22 protein-coding genes are annotated in these 25,309 nt (G+C 63.2%); 13 read left to right on the top strand and 9 right to left on the bottom strand.

All coding sequences use genetic code 11. From position 1 onward, the window contains the following. Positions 1-16 precede the first annotated feature (16 nt). The 5 genes from KCX59_RS18350 to KCX59_RS18370 all read right to left on the bottom strand — a co-directional run bounded on the left by KCX59_RS18350 (position 17) and on the right by KCX59_RS18370 (position 7,405). Complete coding sequence (locus KCX59_RS18350) at positions 17-2,824, bottom strand: molybdopterin-dependent oxidoreductase (RefSeq protein ID WP_179017611.1); 2,808 nt, start codon at positions 2,822-2,824, stop codon at positions 17-19. Next, entirely contained in the window at positions 2,814-3,752 is a 939-nt protein-coding gene (locus KCX59_RS18355) for an FAD binding domain-containing protein (RefSeq protein ID WP_179017612.1), read from the bottom strand. The genes KCX59_RS18350 and KCX59_RS18355 overlap by 11 nt, the downstream gene beginning before the upstream one ends. Further along, on the bottom strand, positions 3,743-4,990 hold the full coding sequence (locus KCX59_RS18360; protein ID WP_178994207.1) for an XdhC family protein: 1,248 nt from the start codon (positions 4,988-4,990) through the stop codon (positions 3,743-3,745). Before KCX59_RS18360 ends, KCX59_RS18355 begins: the two co-directional genes overlap by 10 nt. A 330-nt stretch (positions 4,991-5,320) precedes the next feature. Beyond that, positions 5,321-6,895: an NCS2 family permease gene (locus KCX59_RS18365; protein ID WP_218649238.1), complete on the bottom strand. Its 1,575-nt coding sequence runs from the start codon at positions 6,893-6,895 to the stop codon at positions 5,321-5,323. A gap of 15 nt (positions 6,896-6,910) precedes the next feature. After that, the gene (locus KCX59_RS18370; RefSeq protein WP_017200639.1) at positions 6,911-7,405 is read right to left on the bottom strand and encodes a nucleoside deaminase; all 495 of its coding nucleotides are present in this window, start codon (positions 7,403-7,405) and stop codon (positions 6,911-6,913) included. Positions 7,406-7,853: 448 nt separating this feature from the next. Between KCX59_RS18370 and KCX59_RS18375 the strand changes: the two genes are divergently transcribed. Both KCX59_RS18375 and KCX59_RS18380 read left to right on the top strand, forming a co-directional pair. Continuing rightward, on the top strand, positions 7,854-9,197 hold the full coding sequence (locus tag KCX59_RS18375; RefSeq protein WP_179017613.1) for an 8-oxoguanine deaminase: 1,344 nt from the start codon (positions 7,854-7,856) through the stop codon (positions 9,195-9,197). Positions 9,198-9,348: 151 nt separating this feature from the next. Then, positions 9,349-10,284, top strand: coding sequence for a type IV toxin-antitoxin system AbiEi family antitoxin domain-containing protein (locus KCX59_RS18380; protein ID WP_179017614.1), 936 nt, complete (start codon positions 9,349-9,351; stop codon positions 10,282-10,284). 238 nt (positions 10,285-10,522) lie between these two features. Here KCX59_RS18380 and KCX59_RS18385 read toward each other — a convergent pair whose 3' ends face one another. Beyond that, the gene (locus tag KCX59_RS18385) at positions 10,523-10,699 is read right to left on the bottom strand and encodes a hypothetical protein (protein ID WP_014922716.1); all 177 of its coding nucleotides are present in this window, start codon (positions 10,697-10,699) and stop codon (positions 10,523-10,525) included. Positions 10,700-11,069: 370 nt separating this feature from the next. On the opposite strand from KCX59_RS18385, the gene pucL reads away from it, so the two are divergent. The 3 genes from pucL to KCX59_RS18400 all read left to right on the top strand — a co-directional run bounded on the left by pucL (position 11,070) and on the right by KCX59_RS18400 (position 14,247). After that, a complete protein-coding gene (pucL, locus tag KCX59_RS18390) occupies positions 11,070-11,984 on the top strand; it encodes a factor-independent urate hydroxylase (RefSeq protein ID WP_178994201.1) in 915 nt (304 codons plus the stop codon). Between the two features lie 176 nt (positions 11,985-12,160). Continuing rightward, complete coding sequence (locus KCX59_RS18395) at positions 12,161-13,669, top strand: nucleobase:cation symporter-2 family protein (protein ID WP_178994199.1); 1,509 nt, start codon at positions 12,161-12,163, stop codon at positions 13,667-13,669. Between the two features lie 143 nt (positions 13,670-13,812). Next, positions 13,813-14,247: a DUF2867 domain-containing protein gene (locus KCX59_RS18400; protein WP_179017615.1), complete on the top strand. Its 435-nt coding sequence runs from the start codon at positions 13,813-13,815 to the stop codon at positions 14,245-14,247. A gap of 60 nt (positions 14,248-14,307) precedes the next feature. Here the strand turns inward: KCX59_RS18400 and KCX59_RS18405 are convergent, their stop codons facing one another. Then, positions 14,308-15,063, bottom strand: a complete 756-nt coding sequence (locus KCX59_RS18405) for an IclR family transcriptional regulator (RefSeq protein ID WP_011776026.1) — start codon at positions 15,061-15,063, stop codon at positions 14,308-14,310. Between the two features lie 221 nt (positions 15,064-15,284). On the opposite strand from KCX59_RS18405, the gene KCX59_RS18410 reads away from it, so the two are divergent. From KCX59_RS18410 to KCX59_RS18425, 4 genes are read left to right on the top strand one after another with little or no spacing between them, the layout of a single operon-like run. After that, complete coding sequence (locus tag KCX59_RS18410) at positions 15,285-16,685, top strand: NAD-dependent malic enzyme (RefSeq protein WP_179017616.1); 1,401 nt, start codon at positions 15,285-15,287, stop codon at positions 16,683-16,685. Positions 16,686-16,701: 16 nt separating this feature from the next. Next, entirely contained in the window at positions 16,702-18,300 is a 1,599-nt protein-coding gene (gene aceB, locus KCX59_RS18415; RefSeq protein ID WP_179017617.1) for a malate synthase A, read from the top strand. Between the two features lies 1 nt (position 18,301). Next, positions 18,302-19,564: a DUF6986 family protein gene (locus KCX59_RS18420; protein ID WP_178994233.1), complete on the top strand. Its 1,263-nt coding sequence runs from the start codon at positions 18,302-18,304 to the stop codon at positions 19,562-19,564. A gap of 14 nt (positions 19,565-19,578) precedes the next feature. Further along, the gene (locus KCX59_RS18425) at positions 19,579-20,391 is read left to right on the top strand and encodes a bifunctional allantoicase/(S)-ureidoglycine aminohydrolase (RefSeq protein ID WP_179017618.1); all 813 of its coding nucleotides are present in this window, start codon (positions 19,579-19,581) and stop codon (positions 20,389-20,391) included. 121 nt (positions 20,392-20,512) lie between these two features. On the opposite strand, the gene KCX59_RS18430 is transcribed toward KCX59_RS18425, so the two are convergent. Next, positions 20,513-20,812, bottom strand: coding sequence for a hypothetical protein (locus tag KCX59_RS18430; RefSeq protein WP_179017619.1), 300 nt, complete (start codon positions 20,810-20,812; stop codon positions 20,513-20,515). Between the two features lie 85 nt (positions 20,813-20,897). Beyond that, positions 20,898-21,218: an MmcQ/YjbR family DNA-binding protein gene (locus KCX59_RS18435; protein WP_179017620.1), complete on the bottom strand. Its 321-nt coding sequence runs from the start codon at positions 21,216-21,218 to the stop codon at positions 20,898-20,900. 269 nt (positions 21,219-21,487) lie between these two features. Between KCX59_RS18435 and KCX59_RS18440 the strand changes: the two genes are divergently transcribed. The 4 genes from KCX59_RS18440 to KCX59_RS18455 all read left to right on the top strand — a co-directional run bounded on the left by KCX59_RS18440 (position 21,488) and on the right by KCX59_RS18455 (position 25,273). After that, on the top strand, positions 21,488-22,075 hold the full coding sequence (locus tag KCX59_RS18440; RefSeq protein WP_179017621.1) for a DinB family protein: 588 nt from the start codon (positions 21,488-21,490) through the stop codon (positions 22,073-22,075). Between the two features lie 370 nt (positions 22,076-22,445). Then, positions 22,446-23,885, top strand: coding sequence for an MFS transporter (locus KCX59_RS18445; protein WP_091470348.1), 1,440 nt, complete (start codon positions 22,446-22,448; stop codon positions 23,883-23,885). Further along, positions 23,875-24,573: an aspartate/glutamate racemase family protein gene (locus KCX59_RS18450; RefSeq protein WP_179017622.1), complete on the top strand. Its 699-nt coding sequence runs from the start codon at positions 23,875-23,877 to the stop codon at positions 24,571-24,573. The genes KCX59_RS18445 and KCX59_RS18450 overlap by 11 nt, the downstream gene beginning before the upstream one ends. A 199-nt stretch (positions 24,574-24,772) precedes the next feature. Further along, entirely contained in the window at positions 24,773-25,273 is a 501-nt protein-coding gene (locus tag KCX59_RS18455; RefSeq protein ID WP_166660329.1) for a sensor histidine kinase, read from the top strand. Positions 25,274-25,309: the final 36 nt, after the last annotated feature.

Raw genomic sequence — 25,309 nt, forward strand, 5'->3', positions numbered from 1 at the left:
CTGTCACCTAGTTGGGTTAGACGGGTGCAGTGGTGCGGTCGCGGAGGGCCAGGTAAATCTTGTCCCGCGCGATGGGCAGCTCGCCGAAGCGGATCCCGGTGGCGTTGCGGATCGCGTTCGCCAGGGCGGGAGCCACGGGGTTGAACGGGCTCTCGCTCATGGACTTGGCACCGAGGGGACCCGTGGAGTCGTTGGTGGTGGCGAAATAGACCTCACTGCGTGGAACGTCCGCGAACGACGGAATATGGTACTGCCGCAGGATGTCCGTGGTGACGCGTCCGGCGTCGTCCACTTTCACTTCCTCGTAAAGCACCGCACCCAGGGCCTGCGCAATGCCGCCCTCGATCTGCCCCCGACACTGCCGCGGATTCACCACCACACCGGCGTCGGCGGCCTGGACACTCTGCAGGATCCGCAGCTCACCGGTTCCTGCATTAACAGCAACCCGGAAGCCGTGAACGTTGAACGCGACCGACCGCGGAGTCCCTCCCCAGTTGCCGTCCGTGGCGAGTCGAACGCCTTGCAGCCGGGCGGCGTCGACGATTTCCGTCAGCGGCAACGTGCGATCTCCGCACTGAACGGCGCCGTCCACCAAGCGGCAATCAGTCAAGGCGGCTCCGGTCAGTGAAGCCGCGACCGTCTGGATCCGGGTGGCGAGTTCCAGCGCCGCACCCAACGTCGCCTTACCTGCCACCACTGTTCCGGCCGAACCGAACGCGCCGGTGTCGTGCTCCAGGAGGTCGGTATCGGACTGCCGCACCGTCACTTTGGACGCCGTCGTAGCCAAGGCCGTGGCAGCCAATTGCGCATGGACGGTTGTGGTGCCGTTCCCGAATTCCGCAGTACCGACGTCGACGGCGAACCTTCCGTTCGCCTCCAGGCTCACCCGGGTGTGGGCGAAGTGGCCGCGGGGCGGAACGGTGTCGATCATGGACAGGGCTGCCCCTTCCCCGACCACCCAATCCGGCCCCAGGTCATCCAAACCGGCTACCCGGTAGCGTTCCTTGCCGCGGTCCAGGGCGTCCCGCACCAAGGAAACGCACTGGTCCAGACCGTAGCTTCCGTAGTGGACGTCTTCCTCGGGCTCGGGTGTTGTGGAGAGCATGTGATCGCCGGGCCGGACCATGTTCTTGAGCCGGAACTCAAGCGGGTCCATCCCGATGCCGATGGCGAGTTCGTCAATGGCAGACTCGATCGCGAAGATCATCTGGCTCAGACCATACCCACGGAAAGCACCCGCGGGGACCGTGTTGGTGTAGACGGCGTGTGCGTCCACTTTCTTGTTCACGCACTTGTAGACGGCCAATGACTCTCCACACCCGTGGAACATGACGCCGGGTGCGTGGTTTCCGTAGGCACCGGTGTTGGTGAGGACGTTCAACTGCAGCGCAGTGAGCGAACCATCGCGGCTGGCCCCGGCCTTGAGGTGAATGGTGAAGGGGTGCCGGGTGGTAGTCGCCGTGAACTGCTCGGTCCGGGTGAACTCCAGCTGCACGGGCTTCCGGAGTGCAAGGGCTGCGAGGGCCACCAGGTCCTCGGTGAGGACTTCCTGCTTGCCACCGAAGCCGCCGCCAACCCGGCCTGCCACCACGCGGATACTCTCTGGCGGCAGGTTGAACACCCGGCTCAGCGTCCGCTTCACCAGGAAAGGTACCTGCGTGGAGGAACGGATCATCAAGCGGCCGTCTTCATCCAGCCAGGCAATGGAGGCGTGGGTTTCCATCGCCACGTGCTGCACGCGCTGCGTCTTGTACGTGTGCTCGTGAATGAAGTCTGCGGCCGCAAAGCCGTCGGCCACGCTGCCCAGTTCGGCATGGACCTCGGCCACCACGTTCTGGAGCGGGCGGGAAATGCGGGAGAAGACGCCGTCCTTTTCCCCATGAATTACCGGGGCACCGGGGAGGATGGCCTCCTGCGGAGTGAACACGGGCTCCAGGAGTTCGTACTGCACGGTCAACGCCCGGGCACCGGCCTCAGCTGCGCCCACGGATTCGGCCACGACGGCGGCAACCCTCTGCCCGATGAACCGCACCACGTTGTCCAGCACGCGCGTATCGTCCGGGTCGTCGGTGTAATTCTCGTGTTGGGCACTGGAAAACAGCAGCTGCGGTGCGTCTTCGTGGGTGAAGACCGCCATGACGCCGGGAACAGCCAAGGCGGGAGCCTTGTCGATGGACACGATGCGGGCATGCGGATGCGGCGAACGCAGGAGCTTCATGTGCAGCAGGCCCGGGAGTTGTTCCGCCGGGACATCGAGGGCATAGCGGGCGGTTCCTGTCACCACGGCTTGACCGGCGGGGGCGGGAACGTTGTCCCCGAGCTGGCCGGGTGTGGCTGGGACTGCGGCAACTGACTGCGCCCCTGAAACGTCCGCTCCGGCGTCGTGCTGGTGATCGCCGCTGTGACCGCAGACCGCGTCCGCGATGGAGCGGTAACCGGTGCAGCGGCACAGGTTGCCCTTGAGGTTCCGGGGCAGGTTGGCGCGTTGCTCGTCGTCGAACGTCGCGGCCGTCATCATCATGCCCGCCGTGCAGAAGCCGCATTGGAAGCCCTGGGCCTCGAGGAACTGCTCCTGCACAGGGTGTAGTTCGCCGTCCTTGGACAGGCCTTCGATGGTGGTGACCGCTTTGCCCTCCGCGCGGACTGCAGGGTAGATGCAGCTGTGAACGGGCGTGCCGTCAACGTGCACGGTGCAAGCACCGCAGTCGCCGCCGTCGCAGCCTTTCTTGACGCCGAAGTTGCCTTCCTCGCGGAGGAAGGTGCGGAGGCATTGTCCGGGGCGGGGTGTGGCCTGCGAGGCAGCGCCGTTGATCTCAATTGCCATTCCGGGCCTCCTTCTGCTTGATGGTTGTTACGGCTGGCTGGGTGGACGGCTGGGGCGAGGTGTTATGCGGCGGCCAGAAATCACCGGAAACAGTCATCGATTCGCCCAGCAGCTCGGCCCGGATTTCCTCGGCCAGCTTGAACGTCATGTCGCGCCGCCATGCTGGCAGCCCATGAATATCGTCGTGGTACAGCGGCCACGGAATGGAATCGCCGACGGCGTCAGCCAGCGTCCCGGCGTCGGGAACCTGCCCGACGGGGAACCGCAGCTGTACCGGCCTTTTGGTGGAAGCAGTCACCGTGATGACCAAGCCGCCGTCGGGGTCGAGCCGCCCGATCAACAGCACGCCGGAGCGGCCCAGGTTGCTGAGCGACAAGCGCCGGAAGGCAACCCTGGCGGAGAGTGCGCTGGCGGGCAGATGGATGCTGCGGAGCAACTCCCCCGGTGCCAGCACAGTCTGCATATCGCCTGTGACGACATCGGCCACCGGAACGTCCCGGCTGGTGCCGTCGGGGCTGAGGATGGTGGCTACGCCGTCGAGTCCTGCGCAGAGTGATGTCATGGGCCCTGCCGGCAGGCCGGTGCAAATGTTGCCGCCCACCGTGGACATGTTCCAGATCTTGAACGAGGCCACGAACGAATCGCAGCACGGGCGGATCAGCGCCAATCCAGGCCACTCGCGGCTGGCGGATTCCACGGTTTGCGGCAGGGCGTAGAGCTCGGCGACGGTACAGGTGGCGGCCAGCTCGATGCCTTGGTCAGTGACGGTGATGGCGGGCCACTCTGCTTGGCCGAGGTCAAGGAGCCGTTTGAGGACCGTGCTGCCGTAGGAGAAAAGGACAGTGCCTCCGGCGAGCCAGGCATCGCCGTCGCGCCATTGTGCCGGGTCCGTGGTGGGGACCACGGCCTCGATGGTGTTCATGTCCATGGGTCCTCCTGAGTGAGGTATTGGGCTGCTGCGTGAGTCGGGGCTGAGTGGATCGGGCCGGTGCTGTCCTTGAGCGACGGGAACCCGGGTGCCTTGGAAGTCTTCTGGCCAGCTCCACGCTCAGCGATGATTTCTGCCGTGATGGAAACTGCTACTTCGGCAGGAGTCACGGCGCCGAGGTTCAGCCCGATGGGCGAATGCAACCGTTCCAAGGACTCCGGTGGAGTGCCTGCCTCGAGCAAGGCCTCGATCCGTTGGCGGTGACTGCGACGGGAACCCATCGCACCGACGTACGCCAGGTTCAACCGGAGGGCACCCTCGAGCAACGGGATGTCGAATTTGGGGTCGTGAGTCAGGATGCACACCACTGTGCGGGAATCGATGCGCCCGGCGGCCGCCTCGGTTTCAAGGTAACGGTGCGGCCAATCGGCGACCACTTGGTCTGCGCCTGCGAAGCGGCTTTGCGTCGCGAAGGCAGGCCGCGCGTCGCACAGGGTGACGTTGTATCCGAGGAGTTGCCCGGCCGGGAGCAGGGCCGCTCCGAAATCGTTGGCACCGAAGACCAGCATCCGAGCTGCCGGCAACCGGCTTTCCACGAACAAGGTGATGGGCTCGGGCTGCGTTTCCTCTTGTGGGGGCAAGGCCAACCGCTCGGTAGTGACCCACCCGTCGATGCACCCCTCGGGCGGGGCCAGCCGGACCAACCCGGCGCGGCCACCTTGGAGCAGGGGCTCAACCTGGGCGGCGGCGGCGAACAGTGTGGAAGGGTGGTCGCCCAGCAATTTGGCCAGTTCCTCGGATTCCATGGCACGGAACCGCACGGGATCGTTGACCACCATGACTCCGCCCTGGCCATCGAGCCGGCGGATCAGGGCTGCAGGGCGCTGAGTTTCAGCAAAAACAGACAGTTCAGGCGATCCTGCCCGGAGCGGCTGGATGTGGACTTCCAGTTCTCCTCCACAGGTGAGCCCGACGGCGAACGCATCCTCGGCACTGTAGCCAAAAGACTCAAGGCGAGGGCCGCCGTCGCGCATTGCTTCCAAGGCCGCCTCCACCACGGCACTTTCCACGCAACCTCCGGACAAGCTGCCCAGGATTTCGCCGTTTTCGGAGACCATCATGGAGGTCCCCATGGGCCGCGGCACGGAGCCTCCGGTCCCCACGATCGTGGCCACAGCACACAGTTGGCCGGAGACCGCAGGCCGCCAGCTGCCCAGTGAAGGCATCAGATCCAGCATGGCAACACATCCTTATTCCAGGTGTCCCGGCCGGGTGGCCCGGCCGGAGCAGTGCGCGATCTTGCCTCATATTCTCATTTCCAGAGGAGGTAGTCGCGGTTATTCAGTAAAAGTGGAGTTCATAGGAACGGGGGCAAGGGCTTCATCTCCCTGCCCCCGTTCCCTGACGGAGCGTCGGTGCCCGTCCCTGAATCACCAGGGCCGCCGCCCGCCGTCGTGCCTGTTATTTAGGGACGACGACGGCGGACGCCTATTCGTGCGGTGGGTACCGGCGGACCGCCGATCGAAGTGCCGGAAATGTATGCCCGCCGGCGCGGGTGCGGCTCCGGGCTAGACGCCCATCAGCGCGTTGATCGGGCCGCGGGCAAAGTAGATGATGAAGCCTGCCGTGACCACCCACATGAGCGGGTGCACCTTCCTGGCCTTGCCCGACGCCGCACTGATCACCGCGAAGGAGATGAAGCCGACGCCGATGCCGTTGGCGATGGAGTACGTCAGCGGCATGGTCACGATGGTCAGGAACGCCGGGAGGGCGATGGAGAACTTGGTGAACTTGATCTCGCGGATCTGCGCCATCATCATCGCACCCACCACCACCAGGGCTGACGCCGCAACTTCCAGCGGCACCACCGAGGTGAGCGGTGTGAAGAACATGGAGCCCAGGAACAGCAGGCCGGTGACCACCGAGGCCAGGCCGGTTCGTGCGCCTTCGCCGATGCCAGCCGCCGAGTCGATGTACACGGTGTTGGACGAACCGGACGTTGCGCCGCCCACCACTGCACCCATGCCTTCAACAATGAAGGCTGACTTCAGCTTGGGGAACGTGCCGTCCTTGTGTGCCACGCCTGCGCTCTTGGCCAGGCCCGTCATGGTGCCCATGGCGTCGAAGAAGTTGGTGAACACCAAGGTGAAGACCAACATCGTCGCAGCCAATCCGCCGATCCTGGCGAAGGAGCCGAAGAGATCGAACTGGCCTACCAAGCTCAGGTCCGGGACGGACACCAGTTGGCTCGACAGGATGGGCACGTTGAGGTGCCAGCCGCCGGGGTTGTCGGCGCTGCCTGGACCGATGCGGAACACGGCCTCGGCAACGGCGGCGAGGACAGTGGTGGCGACGATGCCGATCAGCAGGCCGCCTTGGATCTTGCGTGCCACGAGGATGCCCATGGTCAGCAGTCCGATGATGAAGACAAGGGTGGGGATGGACGTGATGGAGCCGTTGTCGCCGAGCTGGACCGGTGGGCCGCCCGTTGTTGCGCGAACGAATCCGGAATCCACAAAGCCGATGAAGGCGATGAACAAGCCGATGCCAACGGTGATGGCGGCCTTGAGTTCCTTCGGGACTGCCTTGAAGATCGCCGTCCGGGCGCCGGTAGCACCGAAGATGACAATCAGGATGCCGTTGATGACCACTAAGCCCATGGCTTCGGGCCACGTAACTTCCTGGATGACCGCGACGGCGAGGAACGAGTTGATGCCCAAGCCGGCTGCGAGGCCGAAAGGCAGGTTGGCGACGAGACCGAAGATGATGGTCATGACGCCGGCGGTCAGGCCTGTGACGGCTCCAACCTGTGCAGCTGAAAGCCAGCCACCGGCGACGTCGGTAGGGGCGTTTTCTGCCGAGAAGCCACCCAGGATGAGCGGATTCAGGATGACGATGTACGCCATGGTGAAGAAGGTGACCAGGCCGCCGCGGAATTCGCGGGCCAACGTTGAGCCACGCTTCGAGATCTGGAAGAACTTATCCAGGAAGGAGTTCGACACCGGGGGCTTCTTGTTTCCATCTGCCAGGCCGGTTGCCGTGTGCTTTGCCGCTGTGGGCTCTGCGCCGTCTCCTTGGGGAAAGAGCGCAGCCTGCTTTTCAGCTGCTGTCTGCTTTTCAGCGGAATTGTCCAGGATTGTCATGTCAGCCACCGGGCCCTAGTAATCAATCCTGGAATCAAGCGTGTTCCATGTGTTGAACGGCTGGAGGGCCGCCGGAGCCTGGGGGTCGCCCAGTTCCAGCTTGGCTACCGGCATCAGCGCGTCCCGGTTGTCGTTCTCGAAGTACTCGTAGAAGACGGCGTCGTCAAAGCCGACGGATGCGGCGTCGTGACGGTCTGCTGCAAAGAACACGCGGTCAACGCGTGCCCAAAGTGCGGAGGCCAGGCACATGGGGCATGGCTCGCAGCTGGTGTAGAGGGTTGCTCCGCTGAGATCGAAGGTTCCCAGTTCGCGGCAGGCATTACGGATGGCCGTGACTTCTGCGTGTGCGGTGGGATCGTTCGTGGCGGTGACGCGGTTGACGCCTTCGAAGGCTCGTCCGTCCGCGGTGACAATGACGGCGCCGAAGGGGCCCCCACTGTTAAGGACATTGGCTGTTGCCAGCTCAATGGATGTGGCCAGGAATTGCTCGGCCGTGACGGTTGTACTCATGTTGCGACTTCCTTAGTGCTGAGGAAGCCAGGTGACCTGTTTGGGGGCGCTACAGAGAGGAGCTCCAGTTAGCTTGGTTACCAGGCTTCAGCATGTGCGATGAAGGTTAAGTTGCGCCTGGTAGATAGCTTCCCGAGGTCCGGGTGCCCGCCTTTGGCAGTTAGAGCGTAGCACCAGGTTTGTGAGCCGCGCCATAGTTTTTTGAAAACTTAATTTCGTGATGCGAAATTACCTGTGCTGCGGGCAGGCGCCGGACTGGTGCCGGGGCTGGTGCCGGCGCTGGTGCCCGAATGTGACCGCAGGCACCCCGCGGGCGTTGACTGCCGCCGTCGGGCATTTTACGCTTTGAAGACCGGGCCACCCCTCTGGCGGGACCGGCCACCTGGATCAGCAGACAGGGCCTAACTGAGCTGGAACGCGTACACGCCGACCAGACAAGGAACCTGTCATGACCCCTCTTTGGATCAAGAACCCGCTGGGTATCTTCACCGCAAACGACCTCGACGCCGGCGGCGGCCTGGTGGTTTCCGACGGAAAAATCGTGGAGCTGGTGCCTACGGGCGGTCAGCCTTCTTCTCCCGCGACTGTCTTTGATGCCTCCGCCCACGTGGTCCTCCCGGGGCTCATCAACACGCACCACCACTTCTACCAAACCCTCACGCGCGCTTGGGGCCCCGTGGCCAACGCGCCGCTGTTCCCCTGGCTGCAAAACTTGTACCCGGTGTGGGCTCGGCTGACCCCCCGCAGCCTGGAGCTCGCAGTGCAGGTGGCACTGGCCGAGCTATTGCTCTCCGGCTGCACCACTGCCGCCGACCACCACTACCTCTTCCCCGACGGCATGGAAGACGCAATCGACATCGAAGTAGCTGCGGTGCGCGCCATGGGAATGCGCGCCACCTTGACCCGCGGGTCCATGACCCTGGGAGAGGACGACGGCGGGCTGCCGCCCAGGACCACGGTCCAGTCGCCTGAGGCGATCCTTGCGGACAGCGAACGGCTGATTCGTCAGTACCACGAGACCGGCGATGGGGCTGTTGTGCAGATCGCGCTTGCCCCGTGCTCGCCTTTCTCGGTGACCAAGGAGATCATGGCCGAGAGTGCAGCCATGGCCGAACGCTTCGATGTCCGGCTTCACACGCACCTTGCCGAGACCATTGACGAGGAAGATTTCTGCCGCTCCATGTTCGGGCTGCGGACCGTGGACTATCTGGAATCCGTGGGCTGGTTGGGCTCCCGCACCTGGCTTGGGCACGGCATCCATTTCAACGACGACGAGATCGCCAGGCTGGGAGCCGCGGGCACCGCCGTCGCGCATTGCCCCACTTCCAACATGCGCCTCGCCTCCGGGACTGCCCGCGTCCTGGAACTTGAGGCAGCGGGCGTTCCCGTGGGGCTGGGGGTGGACGGATCGGCGTCGAACGACGCCTCCAACATGATCCTCGAGGCTCGTCAGGCCCTGTATTTGCAGCGGCTCCGCTATGGCGCCTCGGTTCCCGTGGAGCGGGCACTGGGATGGGCTACTCGTGGATCTGCCGCCGTTCTGGGACGCTCCGACATTGGGCAACTGGCACCCGGACTGCAAGCGGACCTGGCCTTGTTCAAGCCCGACGAGCTGCGCTTCTCCGGAAGCCACGACCCCGTCGCCGCATTGCTGCTCTGCGGGGCGGACCGTGCCGACCGGGTGATGGTCGGGGGTTCTTGGCGCGTTGTGGACGGTGCGATTCCAGGGCTGGACGTCGCCGGGCTGATCGCCGAGCACTCGGCGGCGGCCCGGAAGCTGGTTGCTGGGTAGGTTCTGGTTGCCCGGCTGGGCCCGTTTCGGGGGTTCCCTGCGCAACATGCCGTTCGCACGGCACAGTCCGCAGCGAGCCCACTAAGCGGGCTTGTCCACATAGGCCTACGCACCCCTGTCCTCGCACGCCGGCTCATTGAAGTCTTGACTCATGACACCAAACAACAGCAACGAGCTTCCCGCGGGGATGGATTTGTGGCGGACCGATGAGCTCCACGAAGCAGGCTTCAACCATCGGAGGATTGCCGCGCTGGTTCGCTCCGGCGCCTTAAGACGACTACGTCGCGGTTGCTATATCCGAGGCAGCACGTGGGCAGCCCAAAAGCCCTGGGTTCGCAGCTTGCAATTGATTGCTGCACACGCACACGGGACGCTTTCGACGTCGTCTGGCGGCTTGGTCTACAGCCACACCTCAGCGGCGCGTCTCCACGGGTTATTCCTGTGGGATGTTGGAGACAAAGTCCACATCACGACGCAAACAACAGCGTCCACCACTTCCCACGGCAAAGATGTGGTGCCGCACACCCGCCCGCTGGCGAAGATACGGGCTGTTTTCGTCAAGGGGATGCCTTGCACCACGTTGGAACAGACGGTGGTGGACTGCTGCCTCATGCTCAACTACAAACAAGCCCTGGTGCTCATGGATCACGCCCTCCGAAAAGGTGCCGATGCCTCGAAACTGCAAGAGATGTGCGCATCGCTGGCCGGACGCAACGGAGTTCTCACTCTTCGCCGGGCTTTGGAGAATGCCGATGCCCGATCCGAGTCACCCGGCGAAACCCTGACCCGCGAGCTGCTGCAGCGGTTGCGGATCGAGCCGCCCGAATTACAGGTGAAGGTGGCGTCAGCCGAAGGCCACCATCGGTTGGACTTTGCATGGAAGGAAAAGAAGGTGGCCCTGGAGTTCGATGGAAAGGTGAAGTACTTCGACTACGCACCCACCGCCGAGGTGATCTACCAGGAACGGCAGCGAGAAAAGGCCCTCACCGAGCTCGGCTGGAAGTTCATCCGGATCAAGTGGCAGCAGTTGTTTCGGGAGCAGGAGTTCAAAACAACAGTGCTGAGGGTACTGCGGGGAGCAAGCTAGAGCCCATCTCGGGGATTAGCTGCGCATTCGTTGGTGCGCACGGCACGTTGCGCAGGGAACCCACGAAACGGGCGGGGACCGAGCGGGCGCGACGGTCAGGCAGCACACGGAAAAGCGGGCGATACCTCCCCAGGTACCGCCCGCCTCGTTGGCTCTGTTGCGCAGAGTCCGTCCCCATAAGGGCCCACGGCGGCAGGGTTCCCTGTCCGAGCTTGCGAGGAAAGGGGCCGCCGGGGATCTAGGGGCGCTGCCGGCCGAATACCGGGAGCGCGCGCAGCCAACGGGAGAACCCGCCGGCTTTGCGGTCACAGTCGGCCGGAATATAGAAGTCGGGATCTGTCGCACCGAAGGGCAGGTACAGCTCCTGACCCGGCGCCGGGAATTCCACGACGTTGTTCGTATCCTTCGAGTCCATCTGTTCCTCCTCTTTCTCATGCCTACAGTTTCCGCTCTTCGGAAAACTTTTATTGTTATGTGGAAAGTGTAGGCAGCGGCGAAAGCAGTCGTCAAGACCCCCTGGGAGGCGAAGTGAGTTGCCCCGGTCACATTTGGATGGTTCATAACGATCCTTCGATACCCGTATACACAAGACGAAATAGTGCGCTACTCTCGAATCAGTTCGTGGCGTAGGTCACGTAACCTGAGAGCAGCAGGCAGGGTCGTAATGAGCTGGCATCCATGGATGCTGGCTCTTTTTTGTTGGGTCGGCTCCACCAGAAACGCAGTGGAAACACGCGCTTAATTTCATTGATGGAACGTAGGTTCCACCTCACAGAAGTTGGGATATGACCATGAGCAACAACATCGTCCTCGGCGAAAACCAGTACGGCAAAGCAGAAGTCCGCGTCGTCAAGGTCACCCGGGATACCGACCGCCACCACATTGAAGACTTGAACGTCACCTCGCAGCTGCGCGGCGACTTCCAGGCGGCCCACCTCGAAGGCGACAACGGCCACGTCGTTGCCACCGACACCCAGAAGAACACGGTCTACGCCTTTGCCCGTGAAGGCGTCGGCTCACCCGAGTCCTTCCTGCTTCGCCTCGCAAACCACTTCACCGGCGGATTCGACTGGGTCACCGGCGGCCGCTGGGAAGCCGAAGCCTACAGCTGGGATCGCATCCAGGCCCACGGTGAGGGACACGACCACAGCTTCGTCCGCAACGGACAAGAGGTGCGTACCGCCGTCGTCGTCCGTGATGGGGCAACCACCCACCTTATTTCCGGCCTCAAGGACCTGACCGTCCTGAAGACCACGCAGTCCGGTTTTGTCGGCTACCCGCGCGACAAGTACACCACCCTTCCGGAAACCACCGACCGCATCCTGGCCACCGATGTATCCGCCCGCTGGCGCTACAACACCAACCTGGACTTCGCCGGCACGGACTTCAACAAGAGCTACGAGGACATCAAAGCCCTCCTGCTCGAAGGCTTCACGGAAAACTACTCCCACGCCCTGCAGCAGACGCTGTTCGACATGGGCAAGAAGGTCCTGGAAGCACACAGCGAAGTGGACGAGATCAAGTTCTCCATGCCCAACAAGCACCACTTCCTGGTTGACCTGAGCCCGTTCGGCCTGGACAACCCCAACGAGGTCTTCTTCGCCGCGGATCGCCCGTACGGCCTCATCGAAGCAACTGTCCAGCGCGAGAACATCGAAGCAGCACCCGTTGCCTGGAGCGGCATCGCCGGCTTCTGCTAAGCCCGCACCAAACCAGCACTAAAAAGCACCACCCACGGGGTTGTGTGCAGGCCCCCCAACGGCGCCCCGTAACGGCCGGGCCTGCACACAACCCCAACCCCAAACAACCCAAGATTTTGTTAGCCAGACACAGTTAGCCAGACGAAGACGTCTGCCATGAACCCAGAAAGTCTGCCATGAACATCAAGAAGAAATCCCGCCCTGCGAATACCACCCGTTCGCAGACGCATCAGTCGGAACGCCCCGAGGATAAGCGACTCTCCATCGGAAGCACCTTCGCTTACGGCTTCCAGCACGTTCTCACCATGTACGGCGGAATCATTGCCCCGCCGTTGATCATCGGCGCGGCCGCCGGCATGTCCTCGCAGGACATCGGCCTCCTCATTGCCGCCTGCTTGTTCGTTGGCGGCCTGGCCACCATCCTGCAGACCGTCGGCATTCCGTTCTTCGGCTCGCAGTTGCCATTGGTACAGGGCGTTTCCTTCGCCGGTGTTTCCACCATGGTGGCGATCGTCCAAGGCGGTGGCGGGATCCAGGCGGTGTTCGGCTCGGTCATTGTGGCCTCGCTGATTGGCCTGGCGATCACTCCCCTGTTCTCCAAGATCATCAAGTTCTTCCCACCGGTGGTTACTGGAACCGTGATCACGACTATCGGCCTCACACTGATGCCAGTGGCAGCAAACTGGGCCATGGGCGGCAACGCCAAGGCGGACAATTACGGCAGCATGGCCAACATCGGCCTCGCAGCAGCAACCATGGGCGTCGTACTGCTCTTGAGCAAGGTGGGCAACGCCGCTATCTCCAGGCTCTCCATCCTGCTGGCCATGGTCATCGGCACCATCATCGCGTTCGTGGCAGGCATGGCCGACTTCTCCAAGGTTGGCCAGGGCGACATCGTCGCATTCCCCACGCCGTTCGCTTTCGGTGCTCCGACCTTCGAAATCGCCGCCATCATCTCCATGCTTATCGTCATCCTGGTGACCCTGACCGAAACCTCGGCAGACATCATCGCAGTGGGCGAGATCGTGGACACCAAGGTGGACTCCCGCCGCATCGGCGACGGCCTCCGCGCCGACATGCTCTCCAGCGCCATCTCCCCGCTGTTCAACTCCTTCACGCAGAGCGCCTTCGCCCAGAACGTCGGCCTCGTCGCCATCACGGGCATCAAGAGCCGCTTCGTAGTCAGCGCCGGCGGCCTCATCCTGGTGATCCTTGGCCTCCTGCCGATCCTGGGCCGCGTTGTGGCAGCGGTTCCGACGCCCGTCCTGGGCGGCGCCGGCGTCGTGCTCTTCGGTACGGTGGCAGCCAGCGGTATCCGTACCCTGGCCAAGGTTGAGTACAAGAACAACATGAACCTGATCATCGTGGCGGCGTCAATCGGCTTCGGCATGATCCCCATCGCCGCGCCGTCCTTCTACGACGCGTTCCCGTCCTGGTTCTCCACGATCTTCCACTCCGGCATCAGCTCGGCAGCCGTCATGGCCATCCTGCTGAACATCCTCTTCAACCACCTCAAAGCCGGCAACTCGGACAACCAGTCGGTATTCGTCGCCGGCACAGACCGGATCGTCAGCGAAGAGGACATCAAGTGCCTCAGCGAAGGCGACCGCTTCGAGAACGGCAAGCTCATCGACGCCGACGGCAAGGAAGTCCCGCTCAAGACGTCCAGCGCGTCGGAGCACTAACTTTCTGGTCCGCCGAAATGACACTTGACGCCCATGTTTGCGGAAAACATGGGCGTCAAGTGTCATCTCGGGCAGAACGTACGACGGCGGCACTCACCCGCGTGGGAAGCTCACCTGCACGCTTCGCACCGTTGGATCAGCTCATGACCGAACAGTCACCCTGCTTCCGCTCATTGGCCTTCCGCGAGATCCCGACTCCGGACTACACGGACGTTTGCCTGGCCGTCCTTCCAGACGGAGCCAGCACGGAACCTGCGGAGTGGGCGGAGCGGCTGTTCTCCCTGGAGTCCGTGCCCTGCTGGGTTGCTGCGGCGATGGGTTTGCGACAGGCACTGGTCCCTTTGATCGGCATCCCCAAGGCCCCGCGGGACACGTTCAGAGTGACGGATAAGTCCGACGAAGAAGCCCTGATCTTTGTCCGGGATAAGCACTTGGACTTCGCGGCTGCCGTCGGGGTCGACCCGGTGGGCCGACTCATCAGGGTGACCACCGCCGTCGTACTTAAGGGGTGGAGGGGGAAGCTGTACTTCAGCGTCGTGCGGCCGGTTCACCCGATCGTGGTGAAGGCGCCGAGATGACAGATAATGCCCATGTTTTTGGAAAACATGGGCATTAAGTGCCAACTCGGCGAAAGAAAATCAGTTCTGGTTCAGCTCCGCGGAGATCGCCATCGCAGCTTCACGCAGCATGGGCACGGCGCGGTCGGCAAAGCTCTGGTCCACGCGGGTGATCGGACCGGACACGGAGATCGCGGTGGGAGTGGGAGCGTTGGGGACGGCCATGGCGAAGCAGCGCACGCCGAGCTCCTGCTCTTCCTCGTCAATGGAGTAGCCACGTTCGCGGATCAGCTTGAGGTCCGCGAGCAAGGAGTCGATGTCGCCGATGCTCTTGGCCGTGGGAGTGGGCATGCCTGTGCGGGCCACGATGCCGCGGACCACCTCGTCGTCCAACTGGGCGAGGATGGCTTTGCCCACGCCGGTATCGTGCGTGTGGGCGCGGCGGCCGACCTCGGTAAACATGCGCATGGAGTGCATGGAGGGCACCTGGGCAACGTAGATGACCATGTCGGAATCCAACACGGCCATGTTGGAGGTCTCGCCAAGGCGTTCCACAAGGGTCTTCAACTGCGGACGGGCCACGGCACCGAGCTGCTTGCTGGCACCTTCGCCGAGCCGGATCAGGCGCGGCCCCAGGGCGTAGCGGCGGTTGGGCAGCTGGCGGATGTAGCCGAGTGACACCAACGTGCGCAGCAAGCGGTGGATGGTGGGTAGGGGGAGGTCAGTGGACGACGAGAGCTCGCTCAAGGTGACGTCGCCGCCCGCGTCCGTGATCAGTTCCAGCAGTTCAAAGACGCGCTCAACGGACTGCACGCCTCCGGAGGCTTTTTCAGCCATTCCCTTGTCTCCAATGACTCAGATTCCGACAACTCTTATCCGCATCGTGAAAAGAATTGCTTAGAACACCCAACATACAGCACAGGGCCCACCTGCGCGATGACACCGAACATGACCAAGCAAGGGGTTGTGTTTCCACTTTGTAGATAATAATATCCATAATACGAAAACATTCAGTTTGGAACGGCGGCCCGGGAACGGGCCTTACAGGAGGAATTTCAATGGCGAATCCGAGCCCCGGAAACTCGATCACCCTGCGCGTCGCCGCACCGTCGAGCTTCACCGCTACCAGCGAACTGGCAGCAGCCGTCGGCGCAGCCGGTGCAGCAATCACCGCGCTGGACGTCACGGAATCCCACCACGAGACGATCGTTGTTGACGTCACCTGCAACACCACCGACGACGACCACGCAGGCCGCGTGAAGGACGCCCTGAACGCCCTCGACGGCGTCACCGTCCAGCACGTCTCGGACCGCACCTTCCTCATGCACCTCGGTGGCAAGCTCGAAGTTGTCCCCAAAGTAGCCCTGCGCAACCGTGACGATCTCTCGCGTGCCTACACTCCCGGCGTCGCCCGCGTTTGCATGGCCATCGCAGAGGACCCGGCCGCAGCCCGCAACCTGACGGTCAAGCGCAACACCATCGCAGTCCTCACCGACGGTTCGGCCGTTCTGGGCCTGGGCAACATCGGCCCCGCCGCCGCCCTGCCCGTCATGGAAGGCAAGGCTGCGCTCTTCAAGCAGTTCGCCAACGTTGACGCCTGGCCGGTCTGCCTGGACACCCAGGACACCGAAGAAATCATCATGATCGCCAAGGCCATGGCGCCCGTCTACGGCGGCATCAACCTCGAAGACATCGCCGCGCCGCGCTGCTTCGAAATCGAGAACCGCCTCCGCGAAGAACTCGACATTCCCGTCTTCCACGATGACCAACACGGCACCGCGATCGTCACGCTCGCTGCCCTGGTCAACGCCCTCCGTGTAGTGGACAAGAAGCTCTCCGAGGTCAAGATCGTGGTTTCGGGCGTCGGCGCTGCCGGCTCGGCCATCATCCAGCTCCTCAAGGCCCAGGGCGCGCAGCACATCGTCGCCGCCGGCCGTTCCGGCGCCATCCACTCGGGTGAAAAGTACGACGACGAGCACCGGAGCTGGATCGCCGCGAACACCAACGAAGAAGGTTTCTCCGGAACCCTGCACGACGCCCTCAAGGGAGCTGACGTCTTCATCGGCGTCTCCGCCCCGCACGTGATCGGCGAAGAGCAGGTGGCTTCGATGGCCGAGGACGCAATCGTGTTTGCCATGGCGAACCCGACGCCGGAAATCGATCCCGTTGTCGCGTCCAAGCACGCAGCCGTGGTTGCCACCGGCCGCAGCGACTTCCCGAACCAAATCAACAACGTGCTGGCCTTCCCCGGCTTCTTCCGGGGCCTGCTGGACGCCGGAGCCTCGGACATTACGCCGAACATGCTGGTGGCCGCCGCTGAGGCAATTGCCAACCGGGTAGCTGACGATGAGCTGAACGCGAGTTACATTATCCCCAGCGTCTTCGATCCCCATGTTGCCGCCGATGTAGCGACCGCCGTGGCCAATGCGGCGCACGCCAACGCCGCCAGCGCACTCTAGAAAAGGACACCGCCACATGGCTATCACAGTCACTGATCCCGGGCCGATCGATCGCGCCGAGGAAATCCTCACCCCCAAGGCACTGGCCTTCATCGAGGAACTGCACAAGCGCTTCGCCGGCACCCGGAACGAATTGCTGGAAGCACGCGGCGTCAAGCGCCAGAAAGTTGCTGACACCAGCCGCCTCGACTTCCTCCCGGAGACGCAGGAAATCCGCGACGGCGACTGGACGGTCGCCGAGGCACCGGCAGCTTTGCAGGACCGCCGCGTCGAGATGACCGGCCCGGCAACCCCCGCCAAGATGGCCATCAACGCCCTCAACTCCGGCGCCAAGGTATGGCTCGCGGATCTCGAGGACGCCAGCACTCCCACATGGCCCAACGTCATCGACGCGATCCTCAACCTTCGCGACGCTGCCCAGGGCACCCTGAGCTACACCTCGCCCGAGGGCAAGGAATACCGCCTCCGCACCGACGCTCCCTTGGCTGTTGTTGTTGCCCGTCCCCGCGGCTGGCACATGGAAGAGAACCACCTGCTGATCGACGGCGAACCCGCCGTGGGTGCGCTGGTGGACTTCGGCCTGCACTTCTTCCACATCGCCAAGCAGCTGCTCCTCAACGGCCAGGGCCCGTACTACTACCTGCCCAAGATGGAGAGCCACCTTGAGGCCCGCCTCTGGAACGATGTATTCGTGTTCGCCCAGGATTTCCTCGGCATCCCGCAGGGCAGCGTCCGCGCCACGGTCCTCATCGAGACCATCCCGGCCGCGTTCGAGATGGACGAAATCCTCTACGAACTCCGCGACCACGCCTCCGGCCTGAACGCCGGCCGCTGGGATTACCTCTTCAGCATCATCAAGTACTTCCGTGATGCCGGCGAAGAGTTCGTCCTCCCGGACCGCGCCACCGTTGCCATGACGGCACCGTTCATGCGGGCCTACACCGAACTCCTGGTCAAGACCTGCCACAAGCGCGGCGCCTTCGCCATGGGGGGCATGGCCGCCGTCATCCCCAACCGGAAGCAGCCCGACGTCACCGCCGCAGCCTTTGACAAGGTCCGCGCCGACAAGACCCGCGAGGCAAACGATGGCTTCGACGGCTCCTGGGTGGCACACCCGGACCTGGTCCCCACCTGCCGCGAAGTCTTCGACTCCGTACTGGGCGACCGTCCCAACCAATTGGACAAGCAGCGCCCCGAGGTGAGCGTCACCGCTGAGCAGCTCATCGACGTCGCGTCCGCCGGAGGCCACGTCACCGAGGCGGGCCTGCGCCTGAACCTGTACGTCGCCGTCGCCTACACGGGCGTCTGGATCTCCGGCAGCGGTGCCGTTGCCATCCACAACCTCATGGAAGACGCTGCCACCGCGGAGATCTCCCGCTCGCAGGTGTGGCAGCAGATCCGCAACAAGTCCGTCCTCGCTGACACGGGCAACACCGTGACCCGCGAACTCGTCACCCGAATCCTGGGCGAAGAAACCGAGCGCCTGCGCATCGAGTTCGGCGACGAGAACTTCAAGGCGTACTACGAGCCTGCGTCCAAGCTGATCGAGGACATCTGTTTGTCCGACGATTACACGGACTTCCTCACCACTCCCGCGTATGAGTTGGTGGGCTGAGATGGGCTCATTCTCTTCCTCTGACCTGGCCCACATCGAGTCGCAGCTCGCCGCGACGGACCAGTTGCTGGACCGCAACTACCCCGGCGACGACGGCTCACGCCAGCCCATCCACACCGTCTACATCCCGGCCGACCGCTTCACGCCTTCCCTTGCGGCAGAGTGGGGCGCCCAGGCACTCGCGGCGGCGGAGGCTCACGGCGGTCTCGAAAAGCTCGGTCAGCTGTTGGGCCAGGAGCCCGACCTCGCGGCGGCTGTTGCTTCCCGTGTGACGGCGAAGCTTTCGGCTGAGCCGATCGAGGACCTCCGTTTGGACTTCGAAGACGGCTACGGCGACCGCGGCGATGCGGCAGAAGACGCCGACGCCGTTGCTGCCGCCAAGGCTGTTGCCGCTGCAGTTTCGGCCGGAACAGCTCCGCCGTTCATCGGCATCCGCTTCAAGTGCTTCGAAGCCCCCACGAGGGCCCGCGGCCTGAAGACGCTGGACCTGTTCGTCTCCACGTTGGCCGCGGCTGGCGAACTCCCGGCCGGCCTGATCCTCACCCTGCCCAAGGTCACCACGGTGGCCCAGGTGCAGGCGATGGACTTCGCGGTGTCCCGCCTTGAAGAAGTCCACGGGCTTCCCGCCGGCCGGCTCCGCTTTGAGGTGCAGGTGGAAACACCGCAGCTCATCATCGGCGCTGACGGAACCTCACCGGTAGCCCAGCTCCCCCACGTTGTTCCGGGACGCATCAGCGCCCTGCACTACGGGACCTACGACTACAGCGCTTCGTTGGGTATCTCCGCGGAATACCAGTCCATGGAGCACCCGGTGGCCGACTTCGCCAAGGAAGTCATGCAGCTCGCCGTCGCCGGCACGGGCATCCGGCTCTCCGACGGTTCCACCAACATCATCCCCGTGGGCGATGGCGTGGAGGATGCCTGGAAGCTCCACGGCCGCTTGGTTCGTCGCTCCCTGGAAAACGGCTACTACCAGGGTTGGGACCTGCATGCAGCCCAACTGCCCAGCCGCTTCTCGGCGTCGTACGCTTTCTACCGCGAAGGCCTCCCGGCCGCAGCCCTGCGCCTCCGGAACTACGTGGAGCGCACCGAAGGCGGCGTCATGGACGAGCCAGCCACGGCCCGCGCGCTTGCGGGCTTCGTCCTCCGCGGCGTCCAGTGCGGCGCCGTGGGGACCGACGAGGTCAAGGCGCTTGCCGGCGTCGAACTTTCGCAGCTGACCGCACTGGCGCACCCGCGGCTCGCACAACCAACTTCGCACTGATAGGAGCATTTCGCATGGGCAAGTACTACTACCCTCAGGGCGGCCTGCCGCCGCAGACCCAGCTGACCACCGAACGGGCCATCGTCACCGAGGCATACACGGTGATCCCCAAGGGCGTCATGACGGACATCGTCACCAGCAACCTGCCGGGGTTCTCCAACACTCGTTCGTGGATCATCGCACGCCCGATCTCTGGGTTTGCCACCACGTTCTCCCAGCTGATCGTGGAGATCGCACCGGGCGGCGGGGCACCCAAGGCCGAATTTGAGGCAGGCGTTGAAGGCGTCATCTTCGTCACCAAGGGCCAGGTCGACCTGACCTTGGACGGCGAACTGCACCACCTCGAAGAGGGCGGCTACGCCTACCTTGCTGCCGGCGCGGAATGGGGCCTGGAGAACGTGTCCGACGACATCGTCTCCTTCCACTGGATCCGCAAGGCCTACGAGCGCCTTGAAGGCTTCGAGGCCAAGTCCTTCGTCACCAATGAGAAGGACGTGGAGCCCACCTCCATGCCGGACACCGACGACGTCTGGAAGACCACACGTTTCACGGACTCCAGCGACCTCGCCCACGACATGCAGGTCAACATCGTCACCTTCCAGCCCGGCGGCGTGATCCCCTTCCCGGAGACCCACGTCATGGAGCACGGCCTGTACGTGCTTGAGGGCAAGGCCATGTACTTGCTCAACAACGACTGGGTTGAGGTGGAAGCCGGCGACTTCATGTGGCTGCGCGCGTTCTGCCCGCAGGCTTGCTACGCGGGTGGCCCGGGCGAGTTCCGTTACCTGCTGTACAAGGACATGAACCGCCAGGTGAAGCTCACCTGATCCTCGCTTCGCTTGCGCCGGGATCGCCGGAAAGCTGCCAGTTCGCTGGCAGCTTTCCGGCGATTTCGCGTTTCTCGGGCGGTTTCGGCGCGGGTCCGGCGAACTCAGCGGTCCGGCGATCTCAGCGGCTTCGGCGGCCTATGGTGAGCCCGGCCCGGAACGCGAGGACAAGCAGGCCAACGACCGTCACGACCAGCCCGAGCTGTGTGCCTTGGCTGACCATGGCCCCACCGTTCCCGACGAAGACAGTGTCACTCAACGGTGCGTAGGCGAACCAGCCGAAGTTCGTGCTCTGGTTGGTCCACGCCACGATCAGCCCCACGATCACAGCGAGCAGCCCCAGCAAAGGCACGACGACGGCAGAGACGCTGCGGGCAGGCTGCGGTGTGCTCTGTTCCCCAAATTTGTTGTAATCCCCCATGCAGCCGAGTCTAGCCTGCGCGTCCTCACCCAACTAGGTAACAGCAAACGTCCTACTGAGCCCTCAATGGAACGTTTGCTGTTACCTAGTTGGGTTTGGGTTTGCCCGGGCCGCCGGCGATTCGGTACGACTCCTGGAGCAGTTCGTCGAGCTCTTCCGTGTCGATTCGTTCCAGCCGGATCAGCATCAGCTTCGGGGACTGTTCGTGATGCGGCGTCCAGAAGAAGGTGTCGGGTTCCATGGCTGCGAGTGCTTCGCGTTCTTCGGTTTTCACCGTGCCCACGCCTTCTTCCCACATGCGGGCCATGAGGGACTTGGCGAACCACGCGGGCTGCCCCCAGCTCCGGCGCTCGGTCACTCCGGGCATGCCCAGGCAGATGCGTCTTACATCGTCCTCGGTGGCCATGGTTCACTGTCGCATCCGCCCTTGTTCTGCCACAAGACCCTCCCGCGATCCGGCTGGGCGAATGTTGACCATCGGCTTCTGTGTCATCGACAAAAGCCCGCGGTAGCAGCGCCGTCGGATCCCACGCTGGGGTCCCAAGTCGCCGGAAACGTGCACGGTCGGCGGGAAAGCTGCCAAGCCGCCCGAGCGTTCCGGCGATCCAGCACGGTTCCCGCGAAGTCGCGGTCGCGGTCCCGGAACTGTCGGACCCCTTCGGTAGAGTCCTGAGCATGGATGAAAAAGCGACGCTGCTCACATACTTGCGCCTCCGCCGGGCAGACCTGCTCGGGAAACTGGACGGGCTGAGCGAGTACGATGCCCGCAGGCCCATGACCCCCACGGGAACCAACCTACTGGGTTTGGTAAAGCATGTGGCCAGTGTGGAGCTGGGGTATTTCGGCGAGACCTTCGGCCGGTCCAGCGGCAGGGAGCTGCCGTGGTTTGCGGACGATGCGGCACCGGATTCGGACATGTGGGTTCCGGCAAGTGAGAGCCGCGAGGACATCATGGAGCTTCACCACTTTTCCGCCAAGCATAGCGATGAGACCATCGAATCCCTCCCGCTGGATGCGCCGGGCGTCGTGCCGTGGTGGTCGGAGGAGAAAAAGAACGTCACTCTCCACCAGATCCTGGTCCATATGTGCGTGGAAACGTCGAGGCATGCGGGGCACGCGGACATTATTCGCGAACTCATTGACGGCAACATTGGGCAGAGACCAAGCGACCCGAACATCCCGGGCCGGTCCACGGAAGAGTGGGCAGCCCACTGTGCCCGCATAGAGCAGGCGGCGCTGCAGGCAGGCAAAAACACCGCCTAAACCTTCATAGGCGGCTCGGGGAGGCGCTGGCATACTAACGGGCTCACAGGCCACTATCGCCTGGATTCTTCCAAGCGAAGTTCGGTGGCTGTGGGCTGCGGCTTCCTGACCACCTTTGACTCCAACGGTGCCGAAAATCAACTTATTTCGGGTGCATTCGGGCATCTATCCTTCTAAAGCGGGTCACGCCGCACCGGCTCCACCTCTCAATGAGCTCCCGGTCACATTCTGTTTACACGCCAACCATAGCCTTTTGGTATCCCAAAGTGTAATCTCCATCACATTCCCTCATGTGATATTCGCATTCCGCATGACGGAACCATTCGCGTGGCAATGAATGAAACCTTCAGAGCTCAGATAGGAGCGCACTGTGGAAAAAGACCTTGCCCAGGAGGCTGCAACACCGCGGACCGGATCCCTGGCCAAACAAATCGAAGGCGCGTATCAACGGATTGGGGTGACTGGCGCACATCGCCAGATTGTCTTCATGATCCTGTTGGGCGTCTTCTTCGACGCCCTCGAACAAAATGCCGTAGGAATCACCGGCCCCATCCTCCGCCAATCGTGGGGATTGGGAGCCACCGAAATCGGTTTGCTGAACACAATGACGTTTACGGCAACTGCACTTGGACGGCTCGCGACGGGCCTCATCGTCGATAAATACGGCCGGCGGCACATGCTGGTCATTAACCTCATCATTTTCGCCGGTGGCTCATTGCTCTGCGCCGTTGCCCCGAACTATCCCATTTTGGCCGCGGGCCGCTTCATTGTCGGTTTCGGGCTCGGTGGTGAAATAGCCGTTGCCGTGATCATGATGGCGGAGTTCTTCGCCGCCAAACACCGCGGCACCGCTGTGGGACTGATCAACGTCACCGCAGCCGGTCTGGGCAACATGCTTGCACCGGCCTTCGGCATCCTCGTCTTCACGCTCTTCGACGGCCCGGACAAGTGGCGCTGGGTGTTCGGCCTGCTCTTCATCCCCGCCCTGCTGGTGATGTTCTTCAGGAGGTACGTTCCGGAAACGCCGCGCTTCCTGGCTTCCCAAGGCAAAATCGATGAGGCAAACCTCGTCATCACCCGGCTTGCCCGCAACAAGCTCTCCGGCCCCATCAAGGACCCGGAAACATACATCACGGCAGTACCCGATCCTGTGGTGGTGAAATCGTCCGGCCACTGGAAGGACGCCCTCCGCGGCAAGCTCCTCAAGCGTACGGTGCTGCTGTGCATTGCCGTTTGCATGTCCTACGCCGCCCAGATTTCCATGCTGACGCTGATGCCCACCATCCTGGTGTCCCGCGGTTATGCCGTGAACACGAGCCTCTGGTTCACGCTGATCATGCAGTCGGGTTCATTGCTGGGTGCCTGCACAGCCGCCTACCTCGCCAGCCGATTGCCCCGGAAGAAAGTGCTCACAGCGGCCGCAATTCTTGGCTGCCTGTCCGGGCTGTCCATGGCCTTCCTTGCCACCGACATCGTGCTCGTTGTGATCTTTGGAGTCCTCTTCAACTTCTCGGTGATCATCCTTAACACCACCATTTGGCTGTTTGCGCCGGAGCTCTACCCCACGCGCACCCGTGGTTTCGGCACGTCCATCATCCTGGCAGCGGGTTCTTTGTCCGGAGGCCTGTTCCCGCTCATCTCCGGGGCCGTGTTCGACTCCGCCGGTTTGCCGGGCATGTTCACCACTCTGGCAGTGCTGTTCGTCGTCCTGGCGATCGTGGTCCAATTCCCGCCCGAGACCTTCAACAAGCCACTGGAAGAGGACGCTGAACCGGGCGATGACGAGGAAGCTGCGATCTATGGACACTGACCTTCCAACCCCGGACACTGTCCTCCTGGTAAATCCGAACACCAATGGCGACACCACAACCATGATGGTGGACCTGGCTGAGGAGACCTTGGCGGCGCATGGTCTCCGGGTTGTGGGCATTACCGCAGCCGCCGGGCCTTCCATGATCGTGGATCCGGTCTCCTTGTCCGAATCTGAGGTGCACGTCCGCAATGCTGTGAACGGCTACCTTTCCGGGCCCGACGGCGGCAGGGTGGCCGCTGTGATCGTTGCAGCGATAGGTGATCCGGGGCGGGCACAGTTGGACGACGAACTGGATATCCCGGTGATCGGCATAGGACAAGGCTCCGTTTACGCCGCCGCACAGAACTCTCACGGCGGGCTCCGTCACTTCGGTATGGCAACAAGCACACCATTGTTGGTGGAAGCCCTGGGCAAGCTGGTGGCAGACCACGGGTTCCAGGAGCACTTCACCGGTGTACGGCTGACGCTGTCCGAACCCTTGGTCTTGGCGGCAGACCCTGAACACCAGTTCCAGGAGTTGGCGCAGGCCGTCACAGAGGCTACGGCCACTGACAACACTGAGGCAGTCATCATCGCCGGCGGCCCACTCAGCGCCACCGCGCGGCGGCTGGCGGAGACAACCGCCGTCGACATCATCCAACCGATCCCAAGCGCCTGCCGGCTGGTGCTCGCGGCTCTGTCCTAAACACAAAGAGCAGCGCCCGACGACGGCACTCAAATGCCGTCGTCGGGCGCTTTTTGAAGAACCCCGCAAGGGTCCGCAAGCCTCCCCCGCAAACTTGATGAGAACTTGAGCCAATCGAAAAGCTTCCTTGATATAGCAGCGCCACGCTGGAAACAGACGGAGCACCAATACACAGGCGTTTCGGCAACGAATTTCCAGTATGAAACACGACGATGTGGGGGAAGCAATGGAACAGGCATCAGCACTAACCGAGGTGGTCTCCGTCAAGGGCATCATCCAGGACCAGCACCCCGTGGATTTCTACGCGCTGGGTGTCGCAGGATGCATCGACCGGCTGGCCGCACCGCTCCGGCGTGCAGGCGTCACAGTGCACTGGCACACTCCCCATCACGGCATCGAGATCTCTTCCTCAGCCGCCGCCCTCCTGTATCACGTGGCGCAGGAGACCTTCAGCAACACCCTCAACTACGCGAACGCCAGCCAGCTCACCGTCCGGCTCAACGCCGTTTACCACGGCATCCAAATCACCATCACGGACGATGGCAGCGGTTTCGAAATCCACGCCGCCCCCAGTGGCCGGCGGCACGGTTTCGGATTGCTGCTGATGTCCATTGCAGTGCACGACGCCGGCGGGACAGTAGACATCGATTCTGCGGTTGGGCGGGGCACCACTGTGAGGGTTACGCTGCCGCTGGATTGAGTCCGATTTGGGACCATATTAGGGCGTCAAACCCAT

This window comes from Paenarthrobacter nitroguajacolicus (assembly GCF_051027655.1).
In the GTDB taxonomy this organism is placed as follows: domain Bacteria; phylum Actinomycetota; class Actinomycetes; order Actinomycetales; family Micrococcaceae; genus Arthrobacter; species Arthrobacter nitroguajacolicus.

Coding starts and splice junctions, on each gene's coding strand:
- KCX59_RS18350 (WP_179017611.1), bottom strand. CDS start 2,824: ATGGCAATTGAGATCAACGGCGCTGCCTCGCAGGCCACACCCCGCCCC.
- KCX59_RS18355 (WP_179017612.1), bottom strand. CDS start 3,752: ATGGACATGAACACCATCGAGGCCGTGGTCCCCACCACGGACCCGGCA.
- KCX59_RS18360 (WP_178994207.1), bottom strand. CDS start 4,990: ATGCTGGATCTGATGCCTTCACTGGGCAGCTGGCGGCCTGCGGTCTCC.
- KCX59_RS18365 (WP_218649238.1), bottom strand. CDS start 6,895: ATGACAATCCTGGACAATTCCGCTGAAAAGCAGACAGCAGCTGAAAAG.
- KCX59_RS18370 (WP_017200639.1), bottom strand. CDS start 7,405: ATGAGTACAACCGTCACGGCCGAGCAATTCCTGGCCACATCCATTGAG.
- KCX59_RS18375 (WP_179017613.1), top strand. CDS start 7,854: ATGACCCCTCTTTGGATCAAGAACCCGCTGGGTATCTTCACCGCAAAC.
- KCX59_RS18380 (WP_179017614.1), top strand. CDS start 9,349: ATGACACCAAACAACAGCAACGAGCTTCCCGCGGGGATGGATTTGTGG.
- KCX59_RS18385 (WP_014922716.1), bottom strand. CDS start 10,699: ATGGACTCGAAGGATACGAACAACGTCGTGGAATTCCCGGCGCCGGGT.
- pucL (WP_178994201.1), top strand. CDS start 11,070: ATGACCATGAGCAACAACATCGTCCTCGGCGAAAACCAGTACGGCAAA.
- KCX59_RS18395 (WP_178994199.1), top strand. CDS start 12,161: ATGAACATCAAGAAGAAATCCCGCCCTGCGAATACCACCCGTTCGCAG.
- KCX59_RS18400 (WP_179017615.1), top strand. CDS start 13,813: ATGACCGAACAGTCACCCTGCTTCCGCTCATTGGCCTTCCGCGAGATC.
- KCX59_RS18405 (WP_011776026.1), bottom strand. CDS start 15,063: ATGGCTGAAAAAGCCTCCGGAGGCGTGCAGTCCGTTGAGCGCGTCTTT.
- KCX59_RS18410 (WP_179017616.1), top strand. CDS start 15,285: ATGGCGAATCCGAGCCCCGGAAACTCGATCACCCTGCGCGTCGCCGCA.
- aceB (WP_179017617.1), top strand. CDS start 16,702: ATGGCTATCACAGTCACTGATCCCGGGCCGATCGATCGCGCCGAGGAA.
- KCX59_RS18420 (WP_178994233.1), top strand. CDS start 18,302: ATGGGCTCATTCTCTTCCTCTGACCTGGCCCACATCGAGTCGCAGCTC.
- KCX59_RS18425 (WP_179017618.1), top strand. CDS start 19,579: ATGGGCAAGTACTACTACCCTCAGGGCGGCCTGCCGCCGCAGACCCAG.
- KCX59_RS18430 (WP_179017619.1), bottom strand. CDS start 20,812: ATGGGGGATTACAACAAATTTGGGGAACAGAGCACACCGCAGCCTGCC.
- KCX59_RS18435 (WP_179017620.1), bottom strand. CDS start 21,218: ATGGCCACCGAGGACGATGTAAGACGCATCTGCCTGGGCATGCCCGGA.
- KCX59_RS18440 (WP_179017621.1), top strand. CDS start 21,488: ATGGATGAAAAAGCGACGCTGCTCACATACTTGCGCCTCCGCCGGGCA.
- KCX59_RS18450 (WP_179017622.1), top strand. CDS start 23,875: ATGGACACTGACCTTCCAACCCCGGACACTGTCCTCCTGGTAAATCCG.
- KCX59_RS18455 (WP_166660329.1), top strand. CDS start 24,773: ATGAAACACGACGATGTGGGGGAAGCAATGGAACAGGCATCAGCACTA.